General features: G+C 63.2%; 11 protein-coding genes and 1 tRNA gene. 5 read left to right on the top strand and 7 right to left on the bottom strand.

The window, feature by feature from the left end; translation table 11 throughout:
• The 4 genes from CCS01_RS14715 to CCS01_RS14700 all read right to left on the bottom strand — a co-directional run bounded on the left by CCS01_RS14715 (position 1) and on the right by CCS01_RS14700 (position 8,365).
• Positions 1-906, bottom strand: coding sequence for a DUF6615 family protein (locus CCS01_RS14715; protein ID WP_104519556.1), 906 nt, complete (start codon positions 904-906; stop codon positions 1-3).
• A complete protein-coding gene (locus CCS01_RS14710) occupies positions 903-4,829 on the bottom strand; it encodes an Eco57I restriction-modification methylase domain-containing protein (RefSeq protein ID WP_104519555.1) in 3,927 nt (1,308 codons plus the stop codon). The genes CCS01_RS14715 and CCS01_RS14710 overlap by 4 nt, the downstream gene beginning before the upstream one ends.
• Positions 4,826-8,077: a helicase-related protein gene (locus CCS01_RS14705; RefSeq protein WP_204848287.1), complete on the bottom strand. Its 3,252-nt coding sequence runs from the start codon at positions 8,075-8,077 to the stop codon at positions 4,826-4,828. The genes CCS01_RS14710 and CCS01_RS14705 overlap by 4 nt, the downstream gene beginning before the upstream one ends.
• Before the next feature lie 81 nt (positions 8,078-8,158).
• Positions 8,159-8,365, bottom strand: a complete 207-nt coding sequence (locus CCS01_RS14700; RefSeq protein WP_035229069.1) for a type II toxin-antitoxin system prevent-host-death family antitoxin — start codon at positions 8,363-8,365, stop codon at positions 8,159-8,161.
• 779 nt (positions 8,366-9,144) lie between these two features.
• Here CCS01_RS14700 and CCS01_RS14695 point away from each other — a divergent pair.
• From CCS01_RS14695 to CCS01_RS14675, 5 genes are all read left to right on the top strand, one after another.
• Positions 9,145-10,893: a DUF3363 domain-containing protein gene (locus CCS01_RS14695; protein ID WP_204848286.1), complete on the top strand. Its 1,749-nt coding sequence runs from the start codon at positions 9,145-9,147 to the stop codon at positions 10,891-10,893.
• 56 nt (positions 10,894-10,949) lie between these two features.
• Positions 10,950-11,240: a type II toxin-antitoxin system TacA family antitoxin gene (locus CCS01_RS14690; protein ID WP_104519586.1), complete on the top strand. Its 291-nt coding sequence runs from the start codon at positions 10,950-10,952 to the stop codon at positions 11,238-11,240.
• Entirely contained in the window at positions 11,237-11,743 is a 507-nt protein-coding gene (locus CCS01_RS14685) for a GNAT family N-acetyltransferase (RefSeq protein WP_104519553.1), read from the top strand. Before CCS01_RS14690 ends, CCS01_RS14685 begins: the two co-directional genes overlap by 4 nt.
• Positions 11,744-11,876: 133 nt before the next feature.
• A complete protein-coding gene (locus CCS01_RS14680; protein WP_104519552.1) occupies positions 11,877-12,101 on the top strand; it encodes a hypothetical protein in 225 nt (74 codons plus the stop codon).
• 21 nt (positions 12,102-12,122) lie between these two features.
• Positions 12,123-13,751, top strand: coding sequence for a recombinase family protein (locus CCS01_RS14675; RefSeq protein ID WP_104519551.1), 1,629 nt, complete (start codon positions 12,123-12,125; stop codon positions 13,749-13,751).
• On the opposite strand, the gene CCS01_RS14670 is transcribed toward CCS01_RS14675, so the two are convergent.
• From CCS01_RS14670 to CCS01_RS34680, 3 genes are all read right to left on the bottom strand, one after another.
• Positions 13,713-13,802: transfer RNA gene (locus CCS01_RS14670), tRNA-Ser, on the bottom strand. The two genes, CCS01_RS14675 and CCS01_RS14670, sit on opposite strands and share 39 nt — an antisense overlap.
• A 346-nt stretch (positions 13,803-14,148) precedes the next feature.
• Positions 14,149-14,577: an IS1595 family transposase gene (locus CCS01_RS14665; RefSeq protein ID WP_239992165.1), complete on the bottom strand. Its 429-nt coding sequence runs from the start codon at positions 14,575-14,577 to the stop codon at positions 14,149-14,151.
• The coding region (locus tag CCS01_RS34680) for a transposase (RefSeq protein ID WP_204848285.1) at positions 14,544-15,066 on the bottom strand (523 nt) is incomplete at its 5' end. The genes CCS01_RS34680 and CCS01_RS14665, both read right to left, overlap by 34 nt.

Here is a 15,066-nt window from a genome sequence, read left to right as displayed (position 1 = left end):
TCAGCCACCATCGCCGCTAAGGAAGATCGCTCGCGGGCGCTCAATCTCCGCCCCTCCACGGCCGGCGCCGGGCGTTTCGATGGCGCGCAGCGTGGCTTGTGGAATCTGTTCGACTGCCTCTATGGAGGCGGTGTCAACCAGCTCAGTTTCAGCAATACTACGTCGCTTACGGGCATTCAGCCGGTCCGCTAACATGCCGGGCGAGATGAGCCCATTCATCCATCGCACGAGAAAGGCCACACGCCCGTCATTGGAAGAGACTGGAAGGGCGGCAATGCCGCCAAAACAGAGCAAATCTGACAGCGGCATGAAATGGGGGCGCCATTTCTCGACCTTTTTGTCGTCTACTGACCAGCCACTGTTGCCTCTGGCAGGCGGATTGGCGGTAAGCAACGGTCGGAGCAAATCCGCAAAGATCGCGTTCACTCCCTCGATCGCCGGCAGCCCGCTGCCCGAAGGCTGAAGCCCGCCCAGCGTATGATAAAACATGTAAAGCGGCACGCAGCAGGGCTGCGCCCTCGCGCTGTTGATCAGCCGCTCCGCCTGGCTACCGTACCCCGCGTGCAGCTGCGCTTCATGATCGAGTTGTTCATAGAGCCAATAGGATGGTTTTCTCGTCCGTTGTTTGAAGATGGCGCGTTTGGCCTGGATGTGTAGGCGAAGATAGCGTCGGCCATTAGTGGCGCGGGGAGCGACGAACTCCCAGTCCATGTCGTCGCCGGTCTTCGATTCATCCGCCGGGAAATCGACCCGCACGCCGAAGGGCTCGAACGCCGTCAGACCCGCGATCAAAATGTCTGTGATCGTCTCCTCGCGGAAGTTGCGGCGCTTGTGGCGGTCGCGGTGAAGAATGCTCGCGGCCAGATCGGGGAAGCTACGAGAAAACTGACAGAGCGGATCGGTCACGCCCGCCCCTCGATAATCCTGACCGCGTCGATGGATTGCAGGTCGAAGAGGGTGGCGTAGAGGGGGTGGGCGGGGTCGGCGAGGCAGCGGGACCAGTCTTCGGCGGCGCGGGCGAGCGCAGGGCCTTCAAGGGCCACGAGGTTCATCAGCCCCGCATCGCGCGCGGCGACGAAGGGGAGCAGATTGCGCGCGTGCAACTCGTCGGCGAAAAACAACTCGTAGACGAGGGCGTTGATCAGGGCTTCAAGCCGCGCCGCAACTGCGAGAAGCTCCGCCTCGTGGCAACGTGTTACCGCCTGCGCCAGTAGCGCCAGCCCGGACCTCTGCTGAGCCGTCGTCACTGGCACTGGCACAGTCAACATCCGGTCTTTACGGAATTGCGGGCGCCCGCCGTTGAATGGATCACCGTGGCTGGGGAAGCGCATCCGGTAGTAAAAGTCGAGCGGCTTGGAGAGCAGAATCGCGAGCAGCGACCACGGGTCTTCCGGCAGGAGAATGAAGGCGGTCTTGTTGAAGCAGAAGCCATCTTCATCGACGAAGGCGTGCAACTCTGCCGAGGTTTCATTGTAGGCGATCTTGGTCTGCTTGAATGCGTCCCAATAGGCACAGGCACGAAGCTCCCACCAATACTCTCCCTTATCGGAACGCTTCTTTAGCTCCGTGCGCCACTGGGAAAGATGCCGGAACAATGCTGGGTGCTCGCGCGCAAAGACGCGTTCGGCGTCCGATTCCCCGCGCCGCGACCACGGCCAGCCACCTTTAATGTTGGAGCCCGACGCTATGGCAATAAGATATTGGTCCGAATAGCCGTGTTCCCAGCGGCCGATCTCGCCACCGTCTATCCACGGGCGGATGAGCGCTTGGTCGGCGCCATCCGCCCGCAGCCTTTGCCGGAACGCATCATCGATAAGGAACGCGGCGTTAAAGCCCGTTTTGATGCCGTAGTAGAATCGGTCGGCGACGATATTGCTGACCTTGGTCGGAACGCGGTCCATGCGATCCGCAAGCGCTCGAAGTTCCGGCGGAGCGAAGCTCCAGCCCGAAGGGTCGAGTTCGCTCGGCCTGATCGAAGGCGGGCTCTCGCGAACGATTTCGCCCAGCCGGGAAATATCATCGATAGTCTTGATCGTGAGCGCACGAAAGGGCTTGTCGGCGCCCGCACCGTCGATACCAATATAGACCGTGCTGTCCACGGCGGCTTTGAAGACGGGCAGTTCGCCGAAATCGACGATCACTAGCGGCTGGAATTGCTTACTCAGCAACTCCCGCGTGGCCGCACCATAGCCCGCGCGCATATAGTTGTTCGAGGTTATAAAGGAGAGAACGCCGCCTTTGACGAGCAGGCTCTCGGTGATCTTGAAGAAATAGGTCAGGATGTCCGAAGAGCCAGCGAAGAATCCCGGATAGTCGCGCTTGAGCGCGACCTTGAAGACGGGATCGATCTTGCCAGAACGTATGTAAGGCGGGTTCGCCAGCGCGATGTCAAACCAACCGCTGGTAGCGGAGGGATCAAAGCCGAACATCCATTCCGCATCGAAGAAAGGTGCGAACGCATTGGGATCGAACGGGCCCCAGGCTGCGAGCTTCCTGGCGTCGTCGCCGGCGAAGGCGTGGTCGCGCATAACCTCGTCGGCGATTTCCGCGCGCAGCAGCTTGATCCTGCGCTGCTCCCGCCGTTTTGCGGCGCTATTCGCGGCGGCAAAGAAGGCGCGATTTGCTTCGCGCAGCGCCCGCTGCTTCCTGAGCAAGTCCTGGCTGACCAGCCCCGCCTGGCCACGACGGTGCAGCGGCGTCAGCGTATTGGCGGCGACAAATTTTGCTTCGAGGTTCGGCAATGGTGTGATTCCGCGATTGGGACGGCCCGGATTTTCCTTCTGCTCGACCGCCAGGCTGATGAAGCAGCGTAGCTTGGCGATTTGTACAGCGATCGGTTGAATATCCACGCCGTGCAGGCAACGGTCGATCAGGAACAGCTTACGGGTATAGTCGGGATAGTGGCCGCTTTCGAACTTGGCGTCGAATTCACCGAGCGCTTCCTGGGCCTTCTCGATCTCAGCGGCGCGCTCACTGGCGGCCGGAATGGCCTCGGCCTCAGCGAGCCGGCGTTCGTAATAGAGGCGGTTGCGCGCCTTCCACTTTTCCCCGCCGGGATCCAGCACGTCGAGCATGTGAACCAGTTTCTGCAACAGGCCGAGCGGGAAGGCGCCTGACCCTACGGCGGGGTCAATCGCTTTGCAGCTCTCGATGGCGGCGATCAGCGCATCCACCTGGGCAGGGCTGAAATCGTGCGAACGGCTGGCGAAGCTGAGCAGGGCACGGAGGCGGGTTTCGTCTCCGCCATCGGACTCCAATCCCAATTCGCTCGGCAGTTTCGGCAGCAGCCAGGCGACCAGCGCCTCATCGACCATGAAATCGACCACCTCGCGCGGCGTGTAAAAGCTGCCTGACTTGTTGCGGGCGGTGGTTTTGGTGTCCTCGTTGTAGGAGGCGAGCAGGTTCTCGAACACTTTGCCCAGCAGTTCGGGATCGAGCGCGGCCTCTTCTTCGAGAGGCGTGTTTTCCTCGACGGTGAATTTGTAGCGTTCGAACAGGTCGATCAGGCCGGGCACGTCGCGCGGCGCTTTGGCCTTTTCGAACCAGCCGGACAGATCGACGCCCTTCGCACCGCCGAAAAATAAGGCGTTGGGCAAACGCGGCTGCTTGTCCGGCTGATCGGAAAAGCCGTCGATGCGCAGGATCAGCCGCTGGCGCTCCCGCTCGGCATCGCCCGCGCGCGGATCGTCGCTGGCGACCTCGGTATCCAGGCATTCGAACAGGCCACCGTTGAGAAATGGCACGCTGGCAAAGGCTTCCAACGCCTTCTCCGGCTCTGCGAACAAGGTGGCATGGCGATAGACGTGGTGGCCGAGGTAATCCCTTGATTGTCCAGCATCGTCCTGCCGCCAGCGCCGTTCGGGCATTTCGGTGTTGAGGGTGGCAAAGAACAGGTTCTGTAGAATGGAAAGATAATAGCCGTGACCGCTGGGCGTCGCTGCGGGCGGCTCCTTCAGCAGCTTCGCCAGCGAGGGTCCATCAAACAGCGCCTCAGGGACGAGTCCCTTTTCCTTGATGAACCAGACGAACATCAGCCGAGTGAGCAGGCGGATCAGTGCGATTTCCTTCGCGCCCGCGCCATTGCCTTGCCCCTTGGAGAAGGCGAGCGGCGCGCTGGTGCTGGCCCAGGCGAACCAGTCGGCCAGTTCCTCATAGAAGCGCTTGTTGAGTTCGGCAGCCGACAGCGTCTCCAGCCAAAGATCATAGAGCGCGCGGAAATCCGATGGAGCCTTGCGCCCGGCGAGTGCGGCGAGAGACAGGTCTGCCAGGATTTCCACATGGGCGCGGTGGGGCCTGGCAAGGTTGATGTCCTTGATCAGGCTGATCCGCCCGCCGACCACGTCGCGCGCGGCGTCGCGCCGGTTGGCGCGGCGGTCGATCACTGTCAGCGTCGCTTGTCCGCCATGGCGGAACAATACGATCACGGGCATGGCGAACCCGCGATTGAGGGCGCGCACGATCGCCACGAGCTGGCGGCGCGACCAACCGCCGTCGTCTAGGTCGATGGCGAGGAAGACGAAGGAATCGATCGCGCCCCGCTGAAAAGCCTCGCCGGTCGCCGGATCGCCGCCGCGCGACAGGGCGGGCAGTTCGTCGCCGGTGAGCTGGAAAAGGAAATGTACCGCGCGCCAGCGGCTCGTCTCGAAACGCGCCGCATCCATGCCCAGTGCAGCAAGAAACTGGGCGGGCGCAGCGGGAGTGTCCAGTGTCTTCGGGCTACGATAGCCCATGACATCGAGCAGCCTCCGACCCGCGCCCGCGAGGTCCGCGCCGGCAAGCCCCGAAACCGCGTCGCGGATCGCAGCGAGACGTTCTGTGGCGTGGCTCATGCCGCCCCCGCAGTCGGCCGAACGATGAGCCAGGTAATGAGGTCATAGTCCAGGCTGGCGCGCGCCTGTGCTTTCCCGTCGGGCACCCGTGCGCCGCGCGAGCTGGTGAGCGCCGCCAATGTCCGAGTCGCGGAGGTTTCGCCGATGGAGGCCACTGCGGCGCGGATCAGCCCGTCATACCGCTCCATCTTCTCGCCGTGGTCCGTCTCGTCGTCAAATGCATTGCAGAGCACCTCGAAGGGCTCATCATGCCCCAGGCAAAGCGCGCGATAGGCGTCCAGGATCGGCTTGGGTTGACCGAAGCCGAGGCGCACCGGGCCGTCATCCTTCACATAGACGAGATAGTGGGGGTCTAGCGGGTTGATCTTTGCCTGCTCCGTGCTCGGCTCGGGCGGGCGGCGCCTCAGACAGAAAATCACGCCGGGATCGAGGAGGGCGCCGTCGACATCATTTGGGACAATCGCGTGCAGCCCCAGCGGCGCGTCGCGCAACGCCTGCTCGTTCGTGCGCGCAAAGCCGAGCAGGTCCGCTCGGAAATCGTCGAGCGCGAAATCGGCGAGCGTCACACCTCCCCCCGCATCTTCTAGGTCGAACAGTTCGTCCTTCAGACGGAGCAGTTGCTCGTCGCGCCAGCGCGCGTCACCATCGGCCTCGGCCCGCGCATTGAGTAGATCGTCGTCGCCCGTGGCCGAGAGATCGACCAGCGCCATGCGGGCCTCCACTCGATCCTTGAGGCGCAAATATCTATTCAGGTCTTCGGTCGGCCAGAAATTGACCATACGGATTGTGGCGTTGCGGCTGCCGATCCGGTCGATCCGCCCGAAGCGCTGGATAAGGCGCACGGGGTTCCAGTGAATGTCGACATTCACTAACAAGTCGGCGTCCTGGAGATTCTGGCCTTCCGAGATGCAGTCGGTGGCGATCAGCAGGTCGATTTCGCCGCCGGTCTCGGCACCGCGCATCAAGGCACGGCGTTTGGCGCGCGGCGCGAAATTGACCAGCACGTCCTGAAAGCGCGCCGGGCCAAAAGTCGCCTTGCAGCCGTCGCCCGTCACCAGTGCCGCTTGCAGCCCGCATTCGCGCGCAAGGGGACGCAACTCTTCGTAGAGATAGCGGGCCGTGTCGGTGAAGGCTGTGAACAGGATGATCTTGCGGTTGGCCTCGCCATCTCGGTTGGTCGTGGGCTTATCCGCCTTGGCGCGGATGATCTCCTTAAGCCGCGCCAGCTTGGCGTCCCGATCGGGCGTAACATTGCGCGCTTCGGAGGCCAGCGCGGCGATCCGGTCGCGATCGCGCGTCAACGCCGCCTTCCACGCCGCCCGATCGATGTGGGCGAGATTATATTTCAGCGCGCCGCCGACCTCGAAGGCTTCTTCCAATTCGTCATCCAACTCGATCTCATCTGGCGGCGGCGTGTCGATGGCCGCCGTCGCGTCGAAGCTGTCAAGATCGCCAAGCCGCTGGTCGATGCGAGCGATCATACGATCCATCGTCAGGCGGAAAGAGCTGACCGAGCTTTCCAGGCGCTTGAGGAAGCCGATCTTCATCATCGCGATGAGGTATTTTTCGCGATTGGCCTGGTCGAAATTCCCACCCTTATCATAGTGGGCGCGATACTCGGGAAGCACGAAGGTCAACGGGCCGTAGAGTGCCAGCTCTAGCTTGCCGATTGCGGCATCTACGTCCTCGAAAGCCGGAAAGCCGCCCTGGCTGTCGATGTTGGCGAATATGGATTCGGGTGCGGCCCGTTTCGGAAACCCGCCGACCTTTTCCATCGAAGCGGCGTAATGGCGTTCGACGTGTTTGCGCGAACGCGCGATGGTGACGCCGTCGAGCAGACCGAACAGCGCAGGCGGCAACTTGTTCAGCAGCTCGCCGGCATCACGGCTGCCGCTTTTCGCCCAGTCGGCAAAGCGTCGTCGTGCCCCGCCGATCAGTGTGCCCAGGTTGGGCACGCCCAGGTCGATGAATCCATCTCCCCTGTCGGCAGAAATCAGGTCGAGTTGCGCTTTGAGGTCGCTTAGATCGTTGTTCACCGGCGTAGCCGAGAGCAGCAGAACCTTGGTCGGCAGGCCGGCCTTGATGACCTCGTCCATTAGCCGCTCGTAGCGGCTGCGGCGCCCGCCAGCGGTCTTGTTGCGCGATGCGCTTCGGAAATTATGGGACTCGTCGATAACGACGAGATCGTAGTTGCCCCATTCTATCCGCGCGAGGTCAATGTCGCCGACCTTGCCCTTCTCACGCGAAAGATCGGTATGAGACAGGACGGTATAGCCGAACCTGTCTTCGCGCAGCGGGTTCATCTCGCTGTTGTTGGTGGCGAGGTAGTCGGTCCAGTTCTCGCGCAGCTTCTTTGGACACAGCACGAGCACGTTCTTGTTGCGCTTCTCGAACCACTTGATGACCGCCAGAGCGGTGAAGGTTTTGCCCAAACCGACGCTGTCAGCGAGGATGCAGCCGCCATGTTTTCCGATCTTGCCAAGCACAGCGCGGAGGCCGTCACGCTGGAAATCGAACAAAGCGCGCCAGATCGCAGTCTGCTCGAACGCGGTCTGTTGGATCAGCGCATCCTCCGCCGCCTGGTCGGTCAGGAAGTCGCCGAACAGGTGAAGCAGCGTCTTGAAATAGACGAACTCGGGAGCGGCGTGGGCATAGCTAGCTTGGAGCGCGCGCAGCACTTCGTCGCGCACGTCTTCGGTCAGGCTGGTGTCGCTCCATAGCTCGTCGAACCAGGCCAGAAGGTCCTCCCGGTCGCGATCACTATCGACAATCAGATTGAGTTCGATGTTCGGCGAATCACCCAGTCCGAGCCCGTTGATCGTGAAGTTCGAACTGCCGAGCACGGCGTGTGGGCGGCGTCCGTCGTCGATATGGATCAGCTTTCCGTGCAACAGGCCGGAGCGCTTGACCGACCGTATTTCGACGCGATCCTTGATCCATTGGGCGCAGCGCCACGCGGCAGAGCGCTGCCGTATTTGCTCGGTGAGGCGCAGTCCAGACTCATCGAACGAGAAGGCTGGCGGCACGAGGCCAGCGTTGTCCGTATCCTTCAGGAACCGCGGCTCGCCGAAGAGGAAGCGCATGTGGGCGACGCCGTCCAATGTCTTGCGGAGACCATCGTAAGCGAAGGTCGTGAAATAGGCCGAGACAACGGACAGCCGGCTGTCGGGAACCGCGCGCTCAGTGATGAACTCGTGGACCGCTCCCCTGCTACGATTATCCTTGATGCCCGATCGTCCCGTTCTCACGCCCACTCCTCATTCAATGTCGCCTGATACCAGTGGCGACGACCGTTCAGAACCCAATCTATCTTGACGTGGGTTATCGCTTCATCGGCCGCTTTTCGACGCCTGCGTGGTCCCCGTTTCCCCCTTTTCCGTGCGTCCGGATTGCACGGAAAGTCGCTCATATTCTTCCACTGCGACCACCACCACCACGCCGCGCCCATGCTTTTCGATCAGCACAGGGCCTGCACGCGCGGTGTCGATCATCAGCCCGAAAGCGTTCTTCGCCTCGCGCGCCGACATGGTTTTCATGGCCGAATCCTGTGGCGATCCATGCAGCCATTTAGGGCAGAATAGCTCCTTTTGGCAACGGCGCATTTGCGGTTTTGATTCGGGGGGCGTGGGTGCATTTTGAGTTTGATATGAGCCCCGAAGAAGAGGGCGAATTAGGAGGGCAAGATAAAGCGAGATTCCTCGCTATCGGACCTTCGTTCCTAAGTGTTTGTCTGCACATTGTTTTTTGGCGACCTTCCGCAGACGGCGCAAGGTGCGCTGACGTCGGCGAAGTCGATTTCCATAACGTTTTCAATGGCATTTTGGATGGCGCCCGCAACGTGCGGCGTCCGCGGTTCCGCCGTGTCTACTCTACAGCAAGTATTTCTACGCCACAGCCCTACGCCGTCATTTTCGACCTTGTGTCGGCCGTTTGATCTTCCACTCGTCGCATCATGGCGAACGACGAAGAGCATTTCCGTGTCCGTCCCGGCCGGGTCCGCGACCGGGCTGACGGACGCACCACGCGTGCCGTCCGGCAGCGCCCGAAGACCTTCCTGGCCGAGGTGCATCAGGCCATCAGGCGCGCCGGCGGCGACCCCAATCGGCTGAGCTCGGCCGGGAAGGGAAGCGGCCGGTTCAATGCGCGAGGCCGGGGCGCTACGGCCGCCGCCGGGCTGAAGGGCCGGAGCGCCTGGAGCCGGGACGCCAGCGGCGTGCGGACCCGCGCACGGCGCGTGACGGTGAAAGTGCGGATCGTGAAGCTCAACCCGCAGCGCGGCGCGGCGCGCGGACGGTCGTTCGTCAGTGCAAAGGCGGTGGACGCCCACCTGCGCTACTTGGAGCGCGATGGCGTCAACCGCGACGGCGAGAAGGGACAGGTCTATTCGGCCGAGCGCGACGTCGAGGACGGCAGCACCTTCCTCGACCGGGGCCGAGACGACCGCCACCAGTTTCGCTTCATCGTCTCCGCCGAGGAAGGCGTGGAGCTGGCCGACTTGCGGGAGACCACCCGCGACCTGATGAAGACGATGGAGGCCGATCTCGGAACCAGGCTCGACTGGATCGCGGTCGATCACCACAACACCGGTCACCCGCACACCCACATCCTGCTGCGCGGCGTTACCGACGACGGGAAGATTCTCAACATCGCCGGCGACTACATCGCCCACGGCATCCGCGAACGGGCGAGCGAGATCGTCACGCTGGAGCTGGGCCGGCAGACCGAGCAGGAGGTCAGCCGCCAGCTTGAGCGCGAGGTGGACGCCGAGCGCTTCACCCGCCTGGACCGCATACTGATCGCCGAACAGGAGGCGAGCCACGCGTTCGCCGATCTGCGCCCCGACCAGGACATGCTGGAGACGGCGCGGCGGAACCGGGCGCTGCTGATCGCCCGCGCCCGCAGGCTGGAGAGCATGGGGCTGGCGACCGAGGTGGAGGTTGGCCGTTGGTCCATCTCAGCACAGGCCGAGCCGACCTTGCGCGAACTGGGCGAGCGCGGCGACATCATCAAGACCATGCACCGAGCATTGGCCGACCACGGCCTCGCCGACGAACGCGCCCCGGGGCAGTATGCCACCCACGGCAAGCAGATCACCGAACCGATCGTGGGCCGCGTGCTCGCCAAGGGCTTGGCCGGCGACGAGATGGGCGACCGGCTGCACCTCGTCATCGATGGCGTGGACGGACGCACCCACTATGTCGAGATGGCGGACGCTGCCCGCCTGGACGAGGTCAGGCGCGGCCACATCGTCGCGCTCGATCCGGCGCCGACCAAGGCCGATCCCCGGCCGGCGGATGTCAACATCCAGATCATGGCGGAGGCCAATGGCGGCATCTACCAGCCGAGCCTGCATCTGGAAGCGACGCGGGACATCATCGAGCAGCGCCACGGCGACCCGGACGCCTTCATTCGCTCCCATGTGCGCAGGCTGGAAGCCTTGCGCCGCGCCGGGCATGTCGAGCGCATCGACGCCGACCATTGGAAAATCCCCGGCGACATCGCCGAGCGGGGCTTGGCCTATGACGCCCCCGGCCGGCCCAAGGATTTTGGCATCCGCACATTGTCCACGCTCGACCTCGACAGGCAGGTTGGCAGCGACGGCGCGACCTGGCTCGACAGGGAGCTTGTTGCGAAAGACCATCTGCCCCTTGCCGGAACCGGGTTTGGCCAGGAGGTCAACGCCGCGCTCGACCGGCGCGCCGCGCGGCTCGTCGAAATGGGCCATGCCAGCGTGAAGGACGGGGTCATTTCCATCCCCCGGCGCACGGTCACCGCGCTGGAGCGCCAGGAGATCGACCGAGTCGGCAAAGAGATGGCCGCCGAGCGTGGACTGACCTACAGCCCGTCTGGGCCCGGCGAATATGTCTCCGGCCGGCTGGCGGGCGTCGCCAATCTCGCCAGCGGGCGCTTCGCCATGCTTGAGGACGGACTCGGCTTCCAGCTCGTGCCCTGGCAGCCCGTTCTGGAAAAGCGTCTCGACCAGCACATCAGCGGCTTCCGTCGCGACGACGGCGGGATCGAGTGGAGCTTTACCCGCAAGCGGCAGATCGGACTCGGGCTGTAAAGCGCCTTGATCAATACGGCAATATGCCGTATATGATGGAGCGGAAGGAGGCCCCCATGCCCAAGCCCCAAATCGAAGCCGAGACCGCCCGATTGGAAGCGCGCGTCCCAGTTCAGGTCTACGACCAGATGCAGCGCGCCGCTCGCCTGCGCGGCATGACCCTGACCGGTTATCTCATCTCCACGGCCGGCGAGGACGCGCGCCGCGTCGTCGAAGACGCTGATATCATGCGCCTCGCGCGCGAGGACCAAATCCGCTTCGCCGAAGCGCTGATAAATCCGCCCCAGCCGAACGTGCGGCTGGCTCGCGCGGCGAAGCGCCATGCTGAGCTGATCGAGCGCCGGTGAGCGCCCGCTTCGCCATCGAACCGCTGGCGAAGGCGCACAAGCGGACAGATTTTACCTGCGGCAACGACCGGATCGACATCTATTTCCGTGAGACCGTCTCGCAGGACGTGAAGCGCAAATACGCCACCTGCTTCATTGCCAGGGAGATCGCGACGGACCGGGTGGCGGGCTTCTACACGCTCTCATCCAGCAACGTACCGTTGACCGAGGTTCCTGAGCTACTGGCGAAGAAACTGCCGCGATACCCGACCGTCCCGGCGGTGCTGATCGGCTGGCTTGGCCGCCATAGCGACTTTGCCGGACAGGGGCTTGGCGAAGCCCTGCTGTTTGACGCCATCAAGACCGTCGCCACAGCTCCGATCGGCGCCCACGCCATCTTTGCCGACGCGATCGACGACCAAGCAGCGGCCTTCTATTTGGCCTTCGGCTTCGCGCCCTTGGTGCGGCAGCCACGCACCCTCTATCTGCCGGTGGCGACGGCGCTGAACCTGATATCGCTATGACGACCGCTTTTCCCCCTACGCTGTTTCAGCCCCGCGCCGCCGCGCGCAAGTCTTTTTGCGCCAAGGTACGCGGGTGCTTCCAGCGTAAGAAAAGGCTATTCTTTCAGGTGTCAGGTTCGGCGATTCTGGCGCAATGGCCAGACTTCGCAAGGAATGCACCCCAACCGCATCGGAGCAACTTGAAGCGTTGCTCGGTCAACCCTGGCCGTTTCCGGGCCGGCCGCCGAAGCATGACCTTTCGACCTGGACCGTCACCGACGACTGGCCCGAGCATATCCCGGTCACGGAAGCCGAGGTGGACGTGTTGGAGGCGTGGTTCGGCGATCTTTTCGATGAGTTGTTCGGGTCGTGCCGATGATGTGACAGGGAGACATACGACATGACCGTGCCGCTACGGGCCGCCCTTTACTTGCGCGTCTCAACGGCGCGGCAGGCCGAGCATGATGTGTCGATCCCAGATCAGAAGCGTCAGGGTGAAGCCTATTGCGCTTCACGCGGCTACCAGCTCGTCGAGACGTACGTGGAGCCCGGCGCGTCTGCGACCAATGACCGTCGCCCTGAGTTCCAGCGGATGATCGAGGCGGGCACGTCGAAGCCCGCGCCGTTCGACGTGGTGATCGTCCATTCGTTCAGCCGCTTTTTCCGCGATCACTTCGAGCTGGAGTTCTACGTCCGGAAGCTCGCGAAGAATGGGGTGAAGCTCGTCTCCATTACCCAGGAGATGGGCGATGATCCCATGCACGTCATGATGCGTCAGATCATGGCGCTGTTCGACGAATATCAATCCAAGGAGAACGCCAAGCACGTCATCCGCGCCTTGAAGGAGAACGCCCGGCAGGGCTTCTGGAACGGCTCGCTACCGCCCATCGGCTACCGTGTGGTCGCGGCCGAGCAACGCGGCGCCAAGACCAAGAAGAAGCTGGAGATCGACCCGCTCCACGCCGAAACGGTGCGCCTGATCTACCGGCTTGCGCTACATGGCGACGGCGTCAAGGGCCAGATGGGCGTCAAGAACATCGTCAGCCATCTGAACCGCAACCGCATCTTCACGCGCGACGGCGGCCGTTGGGGCATCGGCCAAGTCCACCGCATCCTGACCCGCCGCACCTATATGGGCGAGCATGAGTTCAACAAGCGGGCCAAGTCCAAAGAGCTGAAACCCGTCAGCGAAATCGTGGTCGTGCCCGTCCCGCCGCTTATCGACCGCGAGACCTTCGACGCGGTGCAGGCGCTACTCAGGGCCCGCCATCCCACGGTGACGCCATCCGCCGTCATCAGCGGCCCGACCATGCTCACCGGCCTGATCCACTGCGCCAAGTGCGGCGGCGCCATGACCATTCGCACCGGGAAGGGCGGGCGCTATCGTTACTACGCCTGTTCGATGAAAGCCCGGCAGGGGCCGACAGCCTGCGAAGGTATGGCGGTGCCGATGGAAAAGTTGGACGATCTGGTCGCCAACCATCTGGAGGAACGCCTACTTCAACCCGAGCGGCTGGAAACGATCCTCGCCACCGTGCTCGATCGGCGGCAGGAGCGATCCGAGCGCCAGCATGAGCACATTGGCGAACTGAACAGGCGGGCGGCGGAGTCAGAAGCGCGCCTCAAGCGCCTCTACGACGCCATCGAGGCAGGCGTCGCCGACTTGAACGACCCGGCGCTCAAGGACCGTATCGACGGCCTCAAGGCCATCCGCGATCAGGCGAAGGCCGATGCCGAGCGCGCCCAGGCCATGCTTGAGAACTCCGGCAGCAAGGCCATTACCCCGCAGATGGTGCGCACCTTCGCCGAAACCGCGCGGCGCCATATCCGCCTTGAAGGGGGTGGCTATCGCCGTGACCATCTTCGCGCGCTCGCCCAGCGCGTTGAGGTCGCAGACGGCGAGGTCCGCATCATGGGATCGAAGTCCCGGCTGCTACAGGTGCTGACCGGAAAAAATGGCGTAAATTCAGTGCCCACTCAGGGACTGAAGTGGCGGAGAGGGAGGGATTCGAACCCTCGGTACCCATAAAGGTACAACGGTTTTCGAGACCGCCCCGATCGACCGCTCCGGCACCTCTCCATGCAATCGTCCGCAAGTGGCGCGTCGATGCCGTCACCTAGCCGGGAACACCGGCGGACGCAAGCACCGAAACGCAATCTGGCCCGTCCTGCCACGCCAGCCGGGCAATCGGCCTTATAGACGCCGACTCAGGAGGTGTTCAGCGGGTCATCATGGCCGCCATGACGGCGGACCGATGCGCCGCGTCCGGCCGCGTGAGTTAGCGCCTATGCCGCTCAGCCAGTCCAGCCAGCCCGCCCATGTTCACGCGCCAGCACTTCACGCCCGTCAGTCGCGCCGACAATGCCCCGGTATGACTCTTTGATTCTCTCGAGGCTCTTATTGGGTTCCAGGGTGGTGAGATGGCTCACCCGACCAAGCCTCCGACGAGAGCGCCGAGCAGCGCTTTGCCGCGGCGGCGTGCGTTATGCACGAACTGGAAGAAACCAAGATACAGCGGCAGTTTGTCCTGCGAGATGCCGCGGTGCGGGCGCAGCCAGGAGCGCAGCAGCGACCAGAAGCCCTCGATTGTGTTGACGTGGACTTCGCAAAAGCCATCGCCGTCTTCGTCACGCGCATACTCGCCGTGCGCATGGCAGACCGTCTTGTGGCCGTAGCCCCAGGCCGGCAGTCGGGCATAAATGTCATATTCATCGGTATTGATCAGCGTGCCGGGCGCAACCGTCTGGGTGATGATCGGCTTGATCGTCGCTTGCCGCACGTTGGGCAGCATGTGCAGGATCACCTGCCCGCCGCGCTGGATCAGGCCGAGCACTGGCGGTTTCTCCTTTTCCAACGTGCCGCGTCCCGGCGCGCCTGCAAGCCTGCGACGCCGTCCCGGACGCCCCTTTTTTCGACCTCAACGGGTTGGCCCTTATGCCCGGCCACGATGTAGACCTCGTCGATCTCAGCCGTACCTTCCAGCTTCACGACAGGAGCACGTGCGACCAGACCCTGCCGAAGCTGCTCGGTCATCGCCTGCGTATCCGAGGCATCCAGGCTCAATTCCTGAGCGATCTGCCGGTTGGAGAGGTTCAGCCCCATCAGGTAGAGGCACAGAACCCACACGCGCAGTGGCTGATGATGTCCCGCCAGCACGGTGCCGGTGAGATCGTCGAACCGGTCATGGCACGCCTTGCACAGGTAGCGCTGTCGGTGCCGCTGTCCTTCATCATGGCCGTTGCGGATGACCACGGCACTGTCGCAGTCAGGGCAGCGCACGCCATCCGGCCAACGATGCTGACGCACAAGCTCATAGCACTTGGCCTCGTCCAGCAGGCCAGAC

Source organism: Rhodopila globiformis, assembly GCF_002937115.1.
GTDB classification, from domain to species: domain Bacteria; phylum Pseudomonadota; class Alphaproteobacteria; order Acetobacterales; family Acetobacteraceae; genus Rhodopila; species Rhodopila globiformis.
Note: the sequence above shows the minus strand (reverse complement) of the source record. Positions and strands in the feature narration are given on the sequence as shown.

Bases quoted from the DNA above. Each gene is read 5' to 3' on its own strand.
- CCS01_RS14710 (WP_104519555.1), bottom strand. From the start codon at position 4,829: ATGAGCCACGCCACAGAACGTCTCGCTGCGATCCGCGACGCGGTTTCG.
- CCS01_RS14700 (WP_035229069.1), bottom strand. From the start codon at position 8,365: ATGAAAACCATGTCGGCGCGCGAGGCGAAGAACGCTTTCGGGCTGATG.
- CCS01_RS14690 (WP_104519586.1), top strand. From the start codon at position 10,950: ATGCCCAAGCCCCAAATCGAAGCCGAGACCGCCCGATTGGAAGCGCGC.
- CCS01_RS14680 (WP_104519552.1), top strand. From the start codon at position 11,877: ATGGCCAGACTTCGCAAGGAATGCACCCCAACCGCATCGGAGCAACTT.
- CCS01_RS14675 (WP_104519551.1), top strand. From the start codon at position 12,123: ATGACCGTGCCGCTACGGGCCGCCCTTTACTTGCGCGTCTCAACGGCG.